Source organism: Nocardia vulneris (assembly GCF_001613425.1).
GTDB lineage: Bacteria > Actinomycetota > Actinomycetes > Mycobacteriales > Mycobacteriaceae > Nocardia > Nocardia vulneris.
This window is the reverse complement of the sequence record NZ_BDCI01000029.1, coordinates 1-16621: the sequence shown is the minus strand read 5'-3', so window position 1 is coordinate 16621 and position 16621 is coordinate 1. Positions and strand designations below refer to the sequence as shown.

The following is a 16621-nucleotide window of genomic DNA, read 5'->3' as shown; positions in this document are numbered from 1 at the left end:
CTGCTCCAACATTGTCGATTTAACCGATACAAACTGTTACATACAGGTTAGTGAGACAATATGTCGCAGTCAATCGTGCTGCGGGTATCGTGATGAGGTGACCACGACGAGTGCCCAGTCCGAGCCGCCCGCCGCGGACGGCCGTGCGACTCGCTGGAACGGGCACAAGGCCCGGCGGCGGGCCGACGTGATCGACGCGGCGATCACCGTCATCGAGGAAAACGGCGTCGACGTGTCCGTCCAGCAGATCGCCGACCGGTTGAAGCTGCCCCGTCCGGTGGTCTACCGCCACTTCGACGGCCGCACCGATCTGGACGAGCAGATCCGCCGCCAGATCCTGGAATCGCTATTGGCGCAGATCATGCCGACGCTGCACCCCGATGGCACCGTGCGCGACGCGGTGCGCGGTGCGATCGGCACCTACGTCCGCTGGGTCGAGCGGCACCCGAACCTGCACCGCTTCATCGGCGGCGCCGCGCCGCAGGGCGAAACCTCGCTGGCCGGGGCCAGGGACCGGATCGGCGGGCGCCTGGCCGACATGTTCGCGCTCTGGCTGTCCGGCTTCGGCATCGACCAGGCCCGCGCGCGGCCGATGGCCTTCGGCATCATCGGTTTCGTCGACGGGGTGGTGAACAGCTGGCGCGCCGATGCCGGCACGACGCTCACCTCCGACCAGGTGGAAGGCATTCTCACCGAATCGGTGCTGGCGCTCTTCGAGGGCAACGCGCGCAGCCTCGGCGTACCGCTGGAACGCGATCTGGTCGTGCGGGACCTGCTGGTGGCCCCGGAAGCGCTGAGCGCCAGGTGATCAGCGCGCGCGGCTGCTCACGGCCGATGTAGTTCGACTGCGAGACGGATCAATTCGGGCACGTGCTCGCCGTCGGTGCGGGCGTGCCGCACCGCCTCCTCGACCGGAAATGCTCGCACCTCCACGATCTGCTCGGCGTCGTCCGGATTGGTCGGCGCGGCGTCGAGCGCCACGTCGGCCGCGCACCACAGCCAGGCCTTGTGCGGATGCGGTTGCCAATCCCGAAACGGCGCAGCGCGATTGCTGGTGGCGTAGTGTGCGCCGAGCCACCGCACCGGACCGGTAAGGTAGGCGCCCGCCTCTTCCCGAAGTTCGCGGCGGAGGCACGCGTCGATGGACTCGTCTTTTTCGCGGGTGCCGCCGGGCAGCAGCCAGACGTCGCGTTCGTCGCGGCACAGCACGACGGTGTCGCCGACGAAGCCGACGACGTGGATGTTGGTGACCAGCTCGTCGGGGGGTGCGGCGGTGCGGAACTGCACGTCCATCTCGCCCCACGCCCAGTGGGTCGGGGTGTGCAGCAACGGATATCGATCGGCGAAGGTCACGACACGAAACTAGCGGGGCGAGACGGTACGGAGGAGGGGGACCACGTTGACTACGCTGAGGCCGGTGTCCGAACCTGTGCCATTGACGAGGCTGCTCGACGACGCGGGATTGCTGTCGCTCGAACATCGCCTGCACGTCGAGGAAGTGCTGGGTTCGCATCGGTGGCAGGCCGATATGGAGGCGGGGCGGCTGGAATTCATCGGTGCCGAACGCACGGTGGTCTGTACGAAGTTCCACCTGCTCGGGACCGCGGACACCGAATCATGGCTGTGGGCTTGGGCGAACCCGTGGGGTTTCGGCAAACCGCTGATCGCGGTGGCGCGGATGGTGCGCGAGTTCGGGATTCGCTACGGCGTCGCCGAATTGTGTGCTGCCGAGATGCCGGTCGCGCTCGGCCGGGCGCAGCCGGAGCCGCACCAGGTCGCGAACCTACTGGCCGATGCGGCGAAAGTGGTGTCGGGGCACTGGAGTTCCTACTGCGGAGTCACCGACGGCACGTGCGTCGCGTTTCTGGTCGAGCATCCGGACTTCCGGCTGCCGCCGCCCACCGCGGCCGGGCTGGCCCGGGTGCTCGCGCACGGAGTCAACGCCCTGCCGCTGGTCGACTACCGCCGTGCCATGCAGAGCTACCTCAGCAGGCGGGGCATGGTCACCGAGTTCGTGGAGCGTCAGCGCCTGCTCGAATTCAGCGGCTCCGGCGTCACGGGCACCATCGAATTCGATGGTGGTGGTCACGTGGTGAATCTCGAGGTCGGCGTGGCGATCGACCGTATCGAGCTACCGCCCGCACCCGTCACGCGGGCGGCGAACATCGAGATGTGCTGAGCCGCAGGCGGTCAGCCTTTCGTGCCCGTCAGCAGTTGGTAGCCGCGGTGCCAGGCCCATTCCACCGGCCCGCGCTCGAAACGGCGCAGCCACAGGTGCGCGCTCGTCACGATGATCGCCGACACCAGCAGATACATGCCGACCGTGAACGGGACGTACAGGTCGGGCGCGACCCGCGCGGCGAGGCCGAAACCCCAGCCGTAGCACAGGATCGACGCGACGAGATTCTGCAGGATGTAGCAGCTGAGCGCGGTCCGTCCGACCTCGGTGAGGCGGCGGCCGACGAACCCGGCCTGCGTGCGGCTCAGGTAGAACTGCGCGACCAGCGCGAGAATGCCCAGCGCGACGAAAGGCGCGGTGCCGTAACGGGTGTAGAGGAACAGGTGCCCGCCGCCGAAGACGCCCGCGAGCAGATCGAGCGGTGCGGCGACGCCGAAACCGATGATCATCAACCGTTTGCGCAGCACGGCGCCCTCCGGCCGGAAGACCCCCACCCGGAACAGCCGGGCGCCGAGCAGGAACAGCGCGATCGACATCGCGAAGACGAACAGCGTCTCCACCCGGAACGGGCCCACCTCCTGCACCCGGAACACCACGAGATCCCAGAACGACCCGTCCGCATAGGGATTCGCGCGCTGCTGCGGTACCTCGGGCCCGCTGTCGTCCGGCGCGAAGATCGTCGCGAGCGCGATGAGCGTGAGCATCGCGAGATGGATGCTCGCCGTGACGATCAGCCAACGACGTTGTGCGCGTTCACTTGTCACGAGCAGATAGGCGACGACCAAACCGGTGACGGCGTACCCCATCAGCACGTCGAATTCCGCGACGAACAGATAGTTCAGCACACCGTCGAGCAGCAGCAGTCCCGCGCGCACCGGGTAGGTGCCGGGCCATTTGCGGCCGCCGCGCTGCGCGGAGGCCTGCTGGATCGCCAGGCCGATGCCGAACATGATGGTGAGCAGGCCGAGGAATTTGCCCTGTGCCAGCTGCTGGAGCACCCGCTCGGTCCAGAGCCAGCCTTCGGCCTGGCCTTTGAGCTCGGTGAGATAGCCGAGAATGCCCCGGCTGTTGGTCATGATCCAGATATTGGTGCCGAGGGTGCCGAGGATCGCGATGCCGCGCAACACATCCAGCGCGATCAGCCGCGGGCGTGCGGGCACGACGGGGCCTTGCGCGCCGGGGGCGGCGGCACGCGGATGGGCGAGAGAATCGGTCATGTATCGAGAATCGCCCTCGGGCCGCGCGCGCAGATCCTTCGGAAGTACCACGCGCAGGATGAATTCGCGGGTCGTCCGGCCCCTCCTTCGGCGTAACCCGGCACCGGAGCGCGGCCGATCAGAGGGCGCTCCGACGCGCTGCGCAGCGTCCGGGGAGGGCCGTGCACGGACCGCAGTCGGCAACGCCTACTAGGCTCGACCCATGCAGCGCATCATCGGAATCGAGGTCGAGTACGGGATTTCGACCCCAACCGAGCCGTCGGCCAACCCGATCCTCACCTCCACCCAGGCCGTCCTCGCCTATGCCGCCGCCGAGGGTGTGCCGCGGGCGAAACGCACCAGGTGGGACTACGAGGTGGAGTCGCCGCTGCGCGACGCGCGCGGCTTCGACCTGAGCCGGATGAACGGCCCCGCCCCGGTGATCGACGCCGACGAGGTCGGCGCGGCCAACATGATCCTCACCAACGGCGCGCGGCTCTACGTCGACCACGCGCACCCCGAATACTCCGCGCCCGAGGTCACCGATCCGCTGGACGCGGTGATCTGGGACAAGGCGGGGGAGCGGGTGATGGAGGCCGCGGCGCGGCACGCGTCGAGCGTGCCCGGTGCGCCGCGCCTGCAGCTGTACAAGAACAACGTCGACGGCAAGGGCGCCTCCTACGGCACCCACGAGAACTACCTGATGAGCCGCGACACCCCGTTCAACCAGATCATCCTGGGCCTGACCCCGTTTTTCGTGTCCCGCCAGGTGGTCACCGGCTCCGGGCGGGTCGGCATCGGTCAGTCCGGCGATCACGCCGGTTTCCAGCTCTCCCAGCGCGCCGACTACATCGAGGTCGAGGTCGGCCTGGAGACCACGCTCAAGCGCGGCATCATCAACACCCGCGACGAGCCGCACGCCGACGCGGACAAATACCGCAGGCTGCACGTCATCATCGGCGACGCGAACCTGGCCGAGATGTCGACCTACCTCAAGGTCGGCACCACCGCGCTGGTGCTGGACCTGATCGAGGCGGGCGAGGACCTGTCCGATCTGCAACTGGCCCGCCCGGTCACCGCCGTGCACACGATCAGCCACGACCCGACCCTGCGCGCCACCGTCGCGCTCGCCGACGGCCGCGAGCTCACCGGTCTCGCGCTGCAGCGGATGTACCTGGATCGGGTGATCAAGTTCGTGGATCGCACCGGCAACGACGACAAGCGCGTCCAGGACATCATCGAGAACTGGGCGATGGTGCTCGACCTGCTCGAGCGCGACCCGATGGAATGCGCGAGCCTGCTCGACTGGCCGGCCAAGCTGCGCCTGCTCGAGGGCATGCGTCAGCGCGAGGGCCTCAGCTGGGCCGCGCCCAAGCTGCACCTGATGGACCTGCAGTACTCCGACGTCCGGCTGGACAAGGGTCTCTACAACCGCCTGGTGGCGCGGGGCTCGATGAAACGGCTCGTCACCGAGCAGCAGGTGCTCGACGCGATGACCAATCCGCCCACCGACACCCGGGCCTACTTCCGCGGCGAATGCCTGCGCCGCTTCGGCGCCGATATCGCCGCGGCGAGCTGGGATTCGGTGATCTTCGACCTGGGCGGCGACTCGCTGGTGCGCATCCCCACCCTCGAACCGCGCCGTGGCACCAAAGCCCACGTCGGCAAGCTGCTCGACGGCGTCACCTCCGCTGCTGACCTGGTGGAACAGCTCACCACGTAGGGCGATCGGAACAGGTGAGCCGGCCGAACCCACCCATCCACGACGGAGCGAGTTCGGCGAGCGACTCGCTCGCGGCCGGTCTCGCGTCCGAGCTGTCGAAGCGCATGCGACGAAGTCGCGAGTCTCGACAGCTCGGACGCGAGACACAAGGCGGCCGCGGGCAAGCTGCGGCCACGCAGCCGACCAACACAGTAGTGTTGAAGGACGGGCACGGACATTTGCTCATGATCGGGGCCGTGCTCGCGAGTGAGCTCCGGTCATGATGAGGACAGAGGAGGTCGGCTGCCATGGCACAAGAGCAGACCAAGCGCGCCGGGGGCGGCGACGAGGATGAGGGCCCGGACGGTGTGGACGCCGCCGGTCAGGAGCGCCGCGAAAAGCTTGCGGAGGAGACCGACGACCTACTCGACGAGATCGATGATGTGCTCGAGGAGAACGCCGAAGACTTCGTCCGCGCGTACGTTCAGAAAGGCGGCCAGTGACAGTAGGTGACCCCTCGCGTCTCCACCTGGGGTACGCCCTCTCGTCCTTCTCCGAATACCTTCGTATGCATGCGCCGGACCTGTTGCCCGCCAACAAGTTCGCCGCGATGGACGGCGCCGGGCTCGGCACCGCCGCGAAGGACCTCGCGCCGCATGGGACCACCATCGTCGCGATCAGCTACCGCGGTGGCGTGCTCATCGCGGGCGACCGGCGGGCCACCCAGGGAAACCTGTTGGCCAGCAGGGACATCGAGAAGGTCTACATCACCGACAGCTTCTCCGCGGCCGGTATCGCGGGTACCGCGGGCATGGCCGTCGAGATGGTGCGGATCTTCGCGGTGGAGCTGGAGCACTACGAGAAGCTCGAGGGCGTGCCACTGACTTTCGACGGCAAGGCGAACAAGCTGTCGAAGATGGTGCGTGAGAATCTGCCTGCGGCCCTGCAGGGTCTGGCGGTGGTACCGATGCTGGTCGGCTACGACCACAACGCCACCGATCCGGACCGGTCGGGCCGCATCGTGTCCTTCGATGTGGTGGGTGGACGCAGTGAAGAGCGGTTCGGTTACGCGGCGGTGGGATCGGGTTCGGTCTTCGCCAAGGGATCGCTGAAGAAGCTGTACACCAAGGGAATTGATCAGGAGCGGGCGTTGCGCATCGCCGTCGAGGCGCTGTTCGACGCGGCCGACGACGACACCGCGACCGGTGGTCCCGATCTGCTGCGCGGGATCTACCCGACGGCGATCGTGATCGACGACGACGGCGCGGTCGAGGTGACCGAGGATCGTCTGGCCGAGATCGCGCGGGCGATCGTCACCGACCGTGAGGCTGCGGAAGAAGGGAGCGCTCGCGCATGACACTGCCGTACTACGCGTCGGCCGAGCAGATCATGCGCGACAAGACCGAGCTCGCCCGCAAGGGCATCGCTCGGGGTCGCAGCGTCGTGGTCCTGGTGTACGACAAGGGTGTCGTGTTCGTCGCGGAGAACCCGTCCGCGACGCTGCACAAGGTGAGTGAGCTCTACGACCGGGTCGGGTTCGCCGCGGTCGGCAAGTACAACGAGTTCGAGAACCTGCGCCGGGACGGCATTCTCCGGGCCGACCTGCGCGGATACTCCTACGACCGCCGGGATGTGACCGGGCGGGCGTTGGCCAACGGGTACGCGCAGCTGCTCGGCACCATCTTCACCGACCAGCTCAAGCCGTACGAGGTGGAGATCTGTGTCGCCGAGGTGGGGTATCCCGAGCAGCAGCCGACTTCGGTGCTGTATCGGATCACCTTCGACGGGTCGATCGTGGACGAGCGCGAATACGTGGTGATGGGCGGCACGACCGAACCCATCGTCACGGCGCTGAAGGCGTCCTACCAGCCCGGCCTGGACCTGGCCGCTGCGATCAAGGTCGCGGTGCAGGCCCTGCAGGCCGGGGTGCCCGAGGGCGCGGAGAAGGAGAAGCGCGTGCTCGGCGTGAGCTCCCTCGAGGTCGCCACGCTGGAGCAGGCGCGGCCGCGGCGGGCGTTCCGCCGGGTCACCAACTCCACCCTCGAGCAGCTGCTCGAGCCGCCGAAGAAGACCAAGAAGGCGGAGGAGCCGCCGGCCGCGGAGACCCCGGCCGCGGAGTAGCCGGAAAGCCGGTATCGGGCCCGTAGCGGACAAACGCCGCTACGGGCCCGAGTCGGGTCCAGGCGTCCAGCGAACCGGGCATAACGGGCCGAATCGTTGTGAACCCGTATGCGTTCGTGTTGTCCGCAGCCCCACGCGAGTGCATGACATGGCTGTAATGTCGATGGTGTGCAGCGACGAATCATGGGGATCGAGACCGAGTTCGGTGTGACATGCACCTTCCACGGTCACCGTCGGCTGTCCCCCGACGAGGTGGCCCGGTATCTTTTCCGCCGGGTGGTGTCCTGGGGCCGTAGCTCGAACGTGTTCCTCCGCAACGGTGCTCGGCTCTACTTGGATGTCGGGTCCCATCCGGAGTACGCGACTGCCGAATGCGACAGCCTGCACCAATTGGTGACCCACGACCGAGCAGGCGAGCGGGTCCTCGAAGAGTTGTTGATCGATGCCGAGCAGCGGCTCGCCGAAGAAGGCATCGGCGGCGACATCTACTTGTTCAAGAACAACACCGATTCCGCGGGCAACTCCTACGGCTGCCACGAGAACTTCCTCGTGGTGCGGGCCGGCGAGTTCTCCAGGATCTCCGATGTGCTGCTGCCGTTCCTGGTCACCCGCCAGTTGATCTGCGGCGCGGGCAAGATCCTGCAGACGCCGAAGGCGGCCACCTTCTGCCTGTCGCAGCGGGCCGAGCACATCTGGGAGGGCGTCTCCTCGGCGACCACCCGATCGCGGCCGATCATCAACACCCGCGACGAGCCGCACGCGGACGCGGAGAAATACCGCCGCCTGCACGTCATCGTGGGCGATTCGAACATGGCCGAGACCACCACCATGCTCAAGGTCGGCACCGCCGCCCTGGTGCTGGAGATGATCGAGGCGGGCGTCTCGTTCCGGGACTTCGCGCTGGACAACCCGATTCGCGCGATCCGGGAGGTCAGCCACGACCTGACCGGTCGTCGTCCGGTGCGCCTGGCGGGCGGCCGGCAGGCCAGCGCCCTCGACATCCAGCGCGAGTACTACGCCCGCGCGGTCGAGCATCTGCGCAACCGGGACCGGGATCCGCAGATCGACCAGGTCGTCGACCTGTGGGGCCGCACCCTGGACGCGGTCGAGGCGCAGGACTTCGCCAAGGTGGACACCGAGATCGACTGGGTGATCAAGCGCAAGCTGTTCCAGCGCTACCAGGATCGCTACAGCATGGAGCTGTCCGATCCGAAGATCGCCCAGCTGGACCTGGCCTACCACGACATCAAGCGCGGCCGCGGCGTGTTCGACCTGCTGCAGCGCAAGGGGCTGGCCAAGCGGATCACCGAGGACGAGGCCGTGGACGCCGCGGTCGACACCCCGCCGCAGACCACCCGGGCCAAGCTGCGCGGCGATTTCATCACCGCGGCGCAGGAGGCGGGGCGCGACTTCACCGTCGACTGGGTGCACCTCAAGTTGAACGACCAGGCGCAGCGCACGGTCCTGTGCAAGGATCCGTTCCGCTCGGTCGACGAACGCGTGGACCGGCTGATCGCCTCCATGTAGAACGGGGCGACCGAACCCGATCCGTCGGGTCTCGGTCGCCGTCGGATATCGGGGCTGACGTGCGGTGATGTCGCGCACGCCGATCATGCCTACCGTGGAGGCATGGCAGATACCGAACTCTTGAACGAGCTGCTCGCCGTCGAGCGGCGGGGCTGGGACTCGCTCTGCGACGGCACCGGCGCCGATTTCTACGGTGCCCTGATGACCGGCGACGCCGTCATGGTGCTCGCCGACGGCACGATCTTGGACCGCCCCGGAGTCGTTGCCGCGCTGAAGGATTCACCGCCCTGGCGCACCTACGAGCTCCGCGACCCGCGCCTGGTCGACGTCGGCGTGCACAGCAAAATCCTCGTCTACACCGGCGTCGCCTACCGCGCCGCCCCCGACCCCGCCTTCACCGGCCGCATGTCCAGCGTCTACCTCCGCGCCGGCGGCGAATGGAAACTCGCCCTCTACCAGCAAACCCAACTCACCGACTGAGTTCGTCTTCGAGTGAAAATGATGCCGTAGTCGCGCCGTTCTGACGCTAAAATGCCTCCTATGGCAACTATTCAGGTTCGTGATATCTCTGACGAGGATGCGGAGGCGCTCCGTTCCGCTGCGGCCGAGGCAGGGATGTCCCTGCAGGCGTACATGCGTCGAGAGGTCAGTTCACTCGCCCGGCGACGGGTCAAACAGCAGGCGCTAGCGGAATATCGTGAGGTGTTGGCGCGAGACCCGTCTTCTGGCGTCGAAGGTGATTTCGTCGTCGAGACTCTGCGGGAGCTGCGGGGTGAGTGACGAATTCGTGGTCGACGCGTCGGCGATGGTGGACGCGTTGTTGCGGACCGATGCGGTGGGAGTCGCGCTCGCCAAACGTATTTCGGGATCCGTCTGCCATGCGCCGCATCTCATCGACGCGGAAGTGGGAAGCGTACTCCGGAAAGCCGAACGTCAGGCGAAGATCACCTCCGACGAGGCCCTCGCCGGGATTCGGTTGGCGAAAATACTGATCGATGAGCGCTACGCACATCACGGGCCTCTCGCTGCCCAAGCGTGGCAATGTCGTCACACCATCACGTTCTACGACGGATTGTATGTCGCTTTGGCTGCCGCCCTCGGCATCCCGTTGCTGACGTCCGACGCGCGGCTGAGCAACGCGCCCGGCCTGCCGTGCCGGGTTCAGTTGATCTCGTCGTGATCACCGACTGAGTTCGTCTTCGGCGAGGTAGCGTTCTACGGTCGCGATCTTGGCGGTCATGGCGTCGGTGACGCCGGGGCGGATATCGGCTTTGAGGACCAGGCTGCAGCGGGGGGCGACGGCGATCACGGCGTCGGTGGCCGCTTTGACGACGGCCATCACCTCGTCCCATTCGCCCTCGACGGTGGTGAACATGGCATCGGTGCGATTGGGCAGGCCGCTGGCCCGCACCACACGGACCGCCTCGGCCACCGCCCGGCCCACGTCGACGCCGGTCCCGAGCGGCGTCACAGAAAACGCGATGATCATGTACTCCATAGTGCCCGGGGGTTTCTGTGAGCGAGGAATCGCGCGCCGCCGCGCACGGCGGGCGCGCCGCCCATTACCCTCTATCGGGTGGCGATATCCAAGGTCGAGCGGCTGATGAATCTGGTCATCGCGCTGCTGTCGACCCGGCAGTTCCTGACCGCGGAGCGGATTCGGGACAGCGTCGCGGGGTACGAGGATTCCGTCAGCGACGAGGCGTTCAGCCGAATGTTCGAGCGGGACAAGAACGAACTGCGTGACCTGGGCATACCTCTCGAGATCGGACCGGTGAGCCGGTACTCGTCGGTGGAGGGCTACCGGATCAACCGCGACGCCTACGAACTGCCCGAGATCGATCTGTCCGACGAGGAGGCGGCCGCGGTCGCGGTGGCCGTGCAGATGTGGGAGTCGCCGGAACTGGCCGCCGCCGCGGACGGCGCGCTGCTCAAGCTCCGCGCCGCGGGCGTGCACGTGGAGACCGACGCCACGGTGGCCGCCGTGCCCGCGGTCCCGGCCCGCACCCGCGGTTCCGAACCGGTGCTCGGCAAACTCCTCGCCGCCATCGACGCGGGCCAGGCGGTGCGGTTCGAGCATCGTGGCGCGATCAACGCCCCCTATCTGATGCGCGACGTGGAACCGTGGGGTGTGGTCACCCATCACGGCCGCTGGTATCTGGTCGGGCACGACCGGGACCGGGACGCGGTGCGCAGCTTCCGCCTGTCCCGGATCGGGGACGACGTCACGCCCTACGGTCCGGCGAACACGGTGCGCAAGCCCGACGGCATCGACCTGCGCGCGATCGTCTCGCAGGTGACCAGCTCGGCGCCGGTCAGCGGCACCGCGACGGTGTGGGTGGCCGACGGCCGGGGCCGTGAGCTGCGCCGGATCGGCCAGGTCACCGGCGAACGCACGATCGGTGGCCGGGCCGGCGCGGTGGTCGAGCTGCCGGTGCGTTCGCGCGACTGGATCGCCCGCCTGATCACCGGCCTGGGCCCGGACGCGGTGGTGCTCGCGCCCGAGGAGTTGCGCACCGACGTGGTCAACCGGTTGCGCTCGGTGTTCGATCGCACGGAGGTCACCGCGTGAATTCCCGGCTTTCCGTGCGGCTTTCGCGGCTGCTCAACATGATCCCGTACTTCATCGCGCATCCCGGCATCAGCGCCGCGGAGGCGGCCGCCGACCTGGGCGTCACCTCCAAGCAGCTGATGAGCGATCTCAACCAGCTGTGGATGTGCGGGCTGCCCGGCTACGGTCCCGGCGACCTGATCGACCTCTCGTTCTCCGAGGAGAGCATCGAGGTCACCTTCTCCGCGGGCATCGACCGGCCGCTGCGGTTGACCTCGACCGAGGCGACCGCGCTGCTGGTGGCGCTGCGTTCGATCGTGGAGATGCCGGGCATGGTCGATCCGACCGCGGCGCACGCCGCCATCGCGAAGATCGAGTCGGCGATCGCGGGCGGCTCGGGCGCCGCACCGGAGCAGACCCGCACGCCGCCGCTGGAGGCGCCCGCCGTCGCCACGGTCCGTTCGGCGCTGGCCCGGCAGCACGCGTTGCGCCTGGTCTACTACTCCGCCAGCCGGGACGTGGTGTCCGAGCGGGTGGTCGACCCGATCCGAATCGTCCTGGTGGACAACAACAGCTATCTGCAAGCCTGGTGCAGGCAGGCCGAGGGCGTGCGCCTGTTCCGGTTCGACCGGATCGAGGACGCCACCGAACTCGACGAGCCGGCGCGGCCGCCGAGTCACGCCACCGAGGAGTCCGCCGCGCTCGACCTCTTCCAGGACGATCCCGCGGTTCCCTTGGCGCGCTTGCGCATTCACCCCGACTACGCCTGGGTGCTCGATCAGTATCCGATGAACCGGATCGCGGTGCACGCCGACGGCAGCCTGGAGGCGACGATGCGGTTCGCCACCCTGGACTGGATGGCGCGGCTGCTGCTCGGCTTCGGCTCCGGCGTGACCGCGCTCGGGCCGCCGGAACTGGTCGCCGCGGTGCGCGAACGTTCCAACGCCGCGCTGGCCGCTTATGCCGCAGCGGGATTCGAGCCGACGTGACCAGCCGGGTCATGGTGATCGGTGCGGGCAGCATCGGCATCTTCGTCGGCGGCAAACTGGCCGTCGCGGGCGCGGACGTCACCTTCGTCGGCCGGCCGCGGCTGCTCGACGAGATCGCCGCGTCCGGTATCCGGCTCACCGACCTGGACGGCGGGGACGACGCGCTGGCGGCCGACCGGTTCCGGGTGGCCACCGAGCCGGACGATATCGGCTCGGCCGAGTTGGTGCTGGTCACGGTGAAATCGGCGGCGACCGCCGACGCCGTGCGCGAGCTCGCGGGCAAGATCCGCCCGGGCACCGTGGTGCTGAGTCTGCAGAACGGGATCGGCAACGACACCGTGATCCGGGAGATCCTGCCGCACTGCGTGGTGCTGGCGGGCATGGTCATGTTCAACGTGGTGCATCACGCGCAAGGCCGGTTCCATCGCGGCACCGAGGGCGGCCTCGCCGTGCAGGACGATCCGGAGCTCGCGCCGTTCCTCGGCGTCTTCGAGCAGGCCGGGCTGGCGCTGCGCCGCTACCCGGACCTGCGCCCGGTGCAGTGGGCCAAGCTGCTGCTGAACCTGAACAATCCGATCAACGCGCTGTCCGGGCGCCCGCTGCGCGAACAGCTCGCCGACCGGGACTATCGCCGCTGCCTGGCGCTCACTCAGCGCGAGGCGCTCACGGTGATGAACAAAGCGCGAATTGCGCCCGCGCGGCTGACCCCGGTGCCGCCGCGCGTCATGGCGGCGCTGCTGACCGTGCCCGACGGGATCTTCCGGCGGGTGTTCGGACAGGTGCTCGCCGTGGATCCGATGGCACGCTCGTCCATGTCGGACGATCTGGCTCTGGGGCGCAAAACCGAAATCTCTTGGCTGTGTGGGGAAATCGTGGGACTGGGGGCCATGGTCGATCTGCCGACCCCGGTCAATCAGCGGCTGATCGAACTGGTCGTCGCGGCGGAGCAGGGGGATCGGCGCACGTGGACGGGCCCGGAACTGCTCGCGCAGCTGCGCGCCGCGCGGGCGGCGATCCGGTGAACCGGACCGGCGGGCCCGGCTGAACACCGGACAAACGCGACGGACGGTGGCGTTCGCGCACGTCACCCTCCGGTAGCATCAGAACCATCACCAGTCTTGGGAGGTATTAATCATGGGCAGTCTGAGCATCTGGCACTGGCTGATCATTGCGGTCGTTTTCGTGATGTTCTTCGGTGCCAAGCGGATGCCCGACGCGGCCCGCAGCCTGGGTCGGTCGCTGCGCATCTTCAAGAGCGAGGTCAGCCAGATGCAGCACGAGGGCAAGGACGCCAAGGACGCCGACGCGCCCGCTCCGGCGCAGCCCGCGCAGCCGCAGCAGCTGCCGCCCGCGCAGCCGGTGACGCCGACGGCCACGCAGCAGCCCCACGCCGAGCCGAAGTCGCTCTGAGCTAGATCGAGAGTTATGTGGAGCGGGCCCGGGTCGCGCGGCCTGCTCATGGCGGAGTGCGGAAACTCACTCCGGGCCTAGTGCGCCGTCGCCGAGCGGGGCACTCCTACCCAGGGGCAATCACCAACCATGCGAATCCCGTTCGATCCCCGGCGCAGCAAGCGCAGGACCAACCCCGACGGCACCATGTCGTTGGTCGAGCATCTGCAGGAACTGCGGTACCGGCTACTGGTCTCGATCGCCGCGGTCATCGTCACCACGGTGCTGGGATTCATCTGGTACGAATACGGCTTCCTCGGGGTCTCCAGCCTGGGCGATATCCTGCGCGGGCCCTACTGCTCGCTGCCGGATTCGGCGCGTGCCGCGCTCAGCCCCGACGGCTCCTGCAAGTTGCTGGCCACCGCGCCGTTCGAGCAGTTCACCCTGCGGTTGAAGGTCGGCATGACGGCGGGCATCGTGCTCGCCGCGCCGATCTGGCTGTATCAGCTGTGGGCGTTCATCACACCCGGTCTGTACGCCAAGGAACGCAAGTACGCGGTCGGCTTCGTCTCAACCGGCACGGTGCTGTTCCTCACCGGTGCGGTGCTGGCCTACGTGGTCGTGGCGCACGCGTTGAGCTTCCTGCTCTCGATCGGCAACAACGTCCAGATCACCGCGCTCAGCGGTTCGCAGTACTTCAGCTTCATCATCCAGCTGCTGGTGATCTTCGGCGTGAGCTTCGAAACTCCGCTGCTGATCATCGGATTGAACCTCATCGGGGTGCTGACCTATCAGCGGCTGAAGGCCTGGCGGCGCGGAATCACGTTCGGGCTCTTCGTGTTCGCGGCCATCGTGACGCCGCAGGACCCGTTCTCCATGCTCGCGCTGGCGTTCGCGCTGACGGTGCTGTTCGAGTTCGCGATCCAGTTCTCCCGGATCAACGACATCCGCAAGGCGCGCAAGGAAGCCGAGAATCTGGCCGCGCTCTCCGACGAGGAGGCGTCCGCGGTGAGCGGCCCGGAGCCGATCGCACCGGCCGAATCGATCGTGACACCCCCGGATAAAACTGCGCGCTCGATGTCGGACTACTCCGATACCCTCTGACGGTGACACATCACCGGTCGCACACGGGCGAGCTAGCGAAGTTCTCCACCGAGCTGAAATTCAGTCTCGATCCCTTCCAGCGCACCGCCTGTGCGGCACTCGAAGAAGGCCACAGCGTCCTGGTCTGCGCGCCCACCGGCGCCGGCAAGACGGTCGTCGGCGAATTCGCGGTACACCTGGCGCTCGCGGCGGGCGGCAAATGCTTCTACACCACGCCGATCAAGGCGCTGTCGAACCAGAAGTTCGCCGACCTCACCGAGCGCTACGGCCGCGAGAGCGTCGGTCTGCTCACGGGTGATCAGTCGATCAACGCCGACGCGCCGGTGGTCGTGATGACCACCGAGGTGCTGCGCAACATGCTGTACGCGTCCTCGGACGCGCTGCGCGGTCTGTCGTACGTGGTGATGGACGAGGTGCACTACCTGGCCGACCGTTTCCGCGGCGCGGTGTGGGAGGAAGTGATCTTGCACCTGCCGCCGGATGTGCGGCTGGTCAGCCTGTCCGCGACGGTCAGCAACGCCGAGGAATTCGGCGCGTGGATGGAGACCGTGCGCGGCGACACCGCCGTGGTGGTGGACGAGACCCGGCCGGTGCCGCTGTGGCAGCACGTCATGGTGGGGCGGCGGATGTTCGACCTGTTCGACACCGACTCCACCGATCAGAAGGTGCTCGTCGACGAGGACCTGGTGCGGTTCATCAAACAGCGCGAACTCGCCGACCGGGCGAACAGCTGGGGCGGTCCGCGCAACGGTCGCGGCGGGCCGCGGCGTGACTTCCGGCCGCTGCCGCGCCCCGAGGTGCTGGCCAAGCTGGACGAAGAGGGCCTGCTGCCCGCGATCACCTTCATCTTCAGTCGTGCGGGGTGCGACGGCGCACTGGCCCAGTGCCTGCGGTCGCGGTTGGACCTGGGCCGGGACGAGGATCGCGCCGAGGTGGACGCCATCATCGAGAAGCACACCGGCGATCTGCCCAAGGCCGATCTCGAGGTGCTCGGCTATTGGGAGTGGCGCGAGTCGCTGCACCGCGGGCTGGCCGCGCACCACGCCGGCATGCTGCCCGCGTTCCGGCACACCGTCGAGGAACTGTTCGTCAACGGGCTGGTGCGGGCGGTATTCGCCACGGAGACACTGGCTCTCGGCATCAACATGCCCGCCCGCACGGTGGTGCTGGAGCGACTGGTCAAGTTCAACGGCGAGTCGCACGCCGAACTCACGCCTGGGGAATATACCCAGCTGACCGGTCGCGCCGGCCGACGCGGCATCGACGTCGAGGGTCACGCGGTGGTGCTGTGGCAGCCCGAGGTGGACACCAGCGCCGTCGCCGGCCTGGCCTCCACCCGGACCTATCCGCTGCGCAGTTCGTTCCGTCCCGGCTACAACATGTCGATCAACCTGATCGACCGGATGGGCGCCGCCGAATCGCGGGCGCTGCTGGAGCGTTCCTTCGCCCAGTTCCAGGCCGACCGGTCGGTGGTCGGGCTGGTGCGCGGCATCGAACGCAACGAGGGCGCGCTACGCAAGCTGCGCGATCAGCTCGGCGGCGCGGAAGGCGGCTTCCTGGAATACATTTCGCTGCGCGAGCGGATCAAGCAGCGGGAACGCCAGCTGGAACAGCAGGGCCGGTCCGACCGGCGCGGCGCCGCCGTGGACGCGCTGGTCGCACTGCGTCGGGGTGACGTGGTCGCGATCCCGTCCGGGCGGCGCGCCGGGCTCGCGGTGATCCTGGAACCCGATGCGACGCCGGGCGATCCGCGACCGCTCGTGCTCACCGCGGACAAGTGGGCGGGCCGGATCTCGGTGGCCGATTTCCCGGTGCCGGCCGAACCGCTGGGCCATATGCGCCTGCCGCGGCGGGTCGATCACC

Annotated in this window: 19 protein-coding genes; 16 read left to right on the top strand and 3 right to left on the bottom strand. The window is 68.0% G+C overall.

Annotation, left to right across the window (positions count from 1 at the left end):
- Positions 1-97 precede the first annotated feature (97 nt).
- Positions 98-808 carry a TetR/AcrR family transcriptional regulator gene (locus tag NVU01S_RS27605; protein WP_029895718.1) on the top strand — a complete coding sequence of 237 codons (711 nt, stop codon included), beginning with the start codon at positions 98-100 and terminating at the stop codon, positions 806-808.
- 17 nt (positions 809-825) lie between these two features.
- Here NVU01S_RS27605 and NVU01S_RS27600 read toward each other — a convergent pair whose 3' ends face one another.
- On the bottom strand, positions 826-1353 hold the full coding sequence (locus NVU01S_RS27600) for an NUDIX hydrolase (protein WP_043679721.1): 528 nt from the start codon (positions 1351-1353) through the stop codon (positions 826-828).
- A gap of 64 nt (positions 1354-1417) precedes the next feature.
- Between NVU01S_RS27600 and NVU01S_RS27595 the strand changes: the two genes are divergently transcribed.
- A complete protein-coding gene (locus tag NVU01S_RS27595; protein ID WP_156161905.1) occupies positions 1418-2179 on the top strand; it encodes a DUF6882 domain-containing protein in 762 nt (253 codons plus the stop codon).
- Between the two features lie 11 nt (positions 2180-2190).
- Here the strand turns inward: NVU01S_RS27595 and NVU01S_RS27590 are convergent, their stop codons facing one another.
- Positions 2191-3396: a DUF418 domain-containing protein gene (locus NVU01S_RS27590; RefSeq protein ID WP_052281243.1), complete on the bottom strand. Its 1206-nt coding sequence runs from the start codon at positions 3394-3396 to the stop codon at positions 2191-2193.
- A 202-nt stretch (positions 3397-3598) separates the two neighbouring features.
- Between NVU01S_RS27590 and dop the strand changes: the two genes are divergently transcribed.
- The 8 genes from dop (at position 3599) to NVU01S_RS27550 (ending at position 9905) form a co-directional block, all read left to right on the top strand.
- Positions 3599-5098 (top strand): depupylase/deamidase Dop, encoded by a 1500-nt coding sequence (dop, locus tag NVU01S_RS27585; RefSeq protein ID WP_043679717.1) that lies wholly within the window; start codon positions 3599-3601, stop codon positions 5096-5098.
- 287 nt (positions 5099-5385) lie between these two features.
- A complete protein-coding gene (locus NVU01S_RS27580; protein ID WP_014986166.1) occupies positions 5386-5580 on the top strand; it encodes a ubiquitin-like protein Pup in 195 nt (64 codons plus the stop codon).
- Positions 5577-6434: a proteasome subunit beta gene (gene prcB / locus NVU01S_RS27575; RefSeq protein WP_043679713.1), complete on the top strand. Its 858-nt coding sequence runs from the start codon at positions 5577-5579 to the stop codon at positions 6432-6434. The genes NVU01S_RS27580 and prcB overlap by 4 nt, the downstream gene beginning before the upstream one ends.
- The gene (prcA, locus tag NVU01S_RS27570; protein WP_043679710.1) at positions 6431-7198 is read left to right on the top strand and encodes a proteasome subunit alpha; all 768 of its coding nucleotides are present in this window, start codon (positions 6431-6433) and stop codon (positions 7196-7198) included. The genes prcB and prcA overlap by 4 nt, the downstream gene beginning before the upstream one ends.
- A gap of 168 nt (positions 7199-7366) precedes the next feature.
- Entirely contained in the window at positions 7367-8725 is a 1359-nt protein-coding gene (gene pafA / locus NVU01S_RS27565) for a Pup--protein ligase (RefSeq protein ID WP_014986163.1), read from the top strand.
- A 102-nt stretch (positions 8726-8827) separates the two neighbouring features.
- Positions 8828-9205: a nuclear transport factor 2 family protein gene (locus NVU01S_RS27560; protein WP_043679705.1), complete on the top strand. Its 378-nt coding sequence runs from the start codon at positions 8828-8830 to the stop codon at positions 9203-9205.
- 60 nt (positions 9206-9265) lie between these two features.
- Positions 9266-9505 (top strand): FitA-like ribbon-helix-helix domain-containing protein, encoded by a 240-nt coding sequence (locus NVU01S_RS27555; RefSeq protein WP_043679701.1) that lies wholly within the window; start codon positions 9266-9268, stop codon positions 9503-9505.
- Positions 9498-9905, top strand: coding sequence for a type II toxin-antitoxin system VapC family toxin (locus tag NVU01S_RS27550; protein ID WP_244467499.1), 408 nt, complete (start codon positions 9498-9500; stop codon positions 9903-9905). Before NVU01S_RS27555 ends, NVU01S_RS27550 begins: the two co-directional genes overlap by 8 nt.
- On the opposite strand, the gene NVU01S_RS27545 is transcribed toward NVU01S_RS27550, so the two are convergent.
- Positions 9906-10214 (bottom strand): MTH1187 family thiamine-binding protein, encoded by a 309-nt coding sequence (locus NVU01S_RS27545; protein WP_029895696.1) that lies wholly within the window; start codon positions 10212-10214, stop codon positions 9906-9908.
- An 87-nt stretch (positions 10215-10301) separates the two neighbouring features.
- Here NVU01S_RS27545 and NVU01S_RS27540 point away from each other — a divergent pair, with 87 nt between their 5' ends.
- The 6 genes from NVU01S_RS27540 to NVU01S_RS27515 form a co-directional block, all read left to right on the top strand.
- Entirely contained in the window at positions 10302-11297 is a 996-nt protein-coding gene (locus NVU01S_RS27540) for a helix-turn-helix transcriptional regulator (protein ID WP_141691999.1), read from the top strand.
- Complete coding sequence (locus NVU01S_RS27535) at positions 11294-12265, top strand: helix-turn-helix transcriptional regulator (RefSeq protein ID WP_043679698.1); 972 nt, start codon at positions 11294-11296, stop codon at positions 12263-12265. Before NVU01S_RS27540 ends, NVU01S_RS27535 begins: the two co-directional genes overlap by 4 nt.
- Positions 12262-13287 (top strand): 2-dehydropantoate 2-reductase, encoded by a 1026-nt coding sequence (locus NVU01S_RS27530; RefSeq protein WP_244467498.1) that lies wholly within the window; start codon positions 12262-12264, stop codon positions 13285-13287. Before NVU01S_RS27535 ends, NVU01S_RS27530 begins: the two co-directional genes overlap by 4 nt.
- Positions 13288-13399: 112 nt before the next feature.
- Positions 13400-13675: a Sec-independent protein translocase subunit TatA gene (gene tatA / locus NVU01S_RS27525; protein WP_014986157.1), complete on the top strand. Its 276-nt coding sequence runs from the start codon at positions 13400-13402 to the stop codon at positions 13673-13675.
- Positions 13676-13804: 129 nt separating this feature from the next.
- Entirely contained in the window at positions 13805-14758 is a 954-nt protein-coding gene (tatC, locus tag NVU01S_RS27520; protein WP_043679694.1) for a twin-arginine translocase subunit TatC, read from the top strand.
- 2 nt (positions 14759-14760) lie between these two features.
- The coding region (locus NVU01S_RS27515) for a DEAD/DEAH box helicase (protein WP_156522235.1) at positions 14761-16621 on the top strand (1861 nt) is incomplete at its 3' end.

Excerpts from the sequence above, each read along its gene's own strand:
- NVU01S_RS27545 (WP_029895696.1), bottom strand. The coding sequence starts at position 10,214 with ATGATCATCGCGTTTTCTGTGACGCCGCTCGGGACCGGCGTCGACGTG.
- dop (WP_043679717.1), top strand. The coding sequence starts at position 3,599 with ATGCAGCGCATCATCGGAATCGAGGTCGAGTACGGGATTTCGACCCCA.
- NVU01S_RS27590 (WP_052281243.1), bottom strand. The coding sequence starts at position 3,396 with ATGACCGATTCTCTCGCCCATCCGCGTGCCGCCGCCCCCGGCGCGCAA.
- tatA (WP_014986157.1), top strand. The coding sequence starts at position 13,400 with ATGGGCAGTCTGAGCATCTGGCACTGGCTGATCATTGCGGTCGTTTTC.
- NVU01S_RS27560 (WP_043679705.1), top strand. The coding sequence starts at position 8,828 with ATGGCAGATACCGAACTCTTGAACGAGCTGCTCGCCGTCGAGCGGCGG.
- tatC (WP_043679694.1), top strand. The coding sequence starts at position 13,805 with ATGCGAATCCCGTTCGATCCCCGGCGCAGCAAGCGCAGGACCAACCCC.
- prcA (WP_043679710.1), top strand. The coding sequence starts at position 6,431 with ATGACACTGCCGTACTACGCGTCGGCCGAGCAGATCATGCGCGACAAG.
- NVU01S_RS27580 (WP_014986166.1), top strand. The coding sequence starts at position 5,386 with ATGGCACAAGAGCAGACCAAGCGCGCCGGGGGCGGCGACGAGGATGAG.
- NVU01S_RS27555 (WP_043679701.1), top strand. The coding sequence starts at position 9,266 with ATGGCAACTATTCAGGTTCGTGATATCTCTGACGAGGATGCGGAGGCG.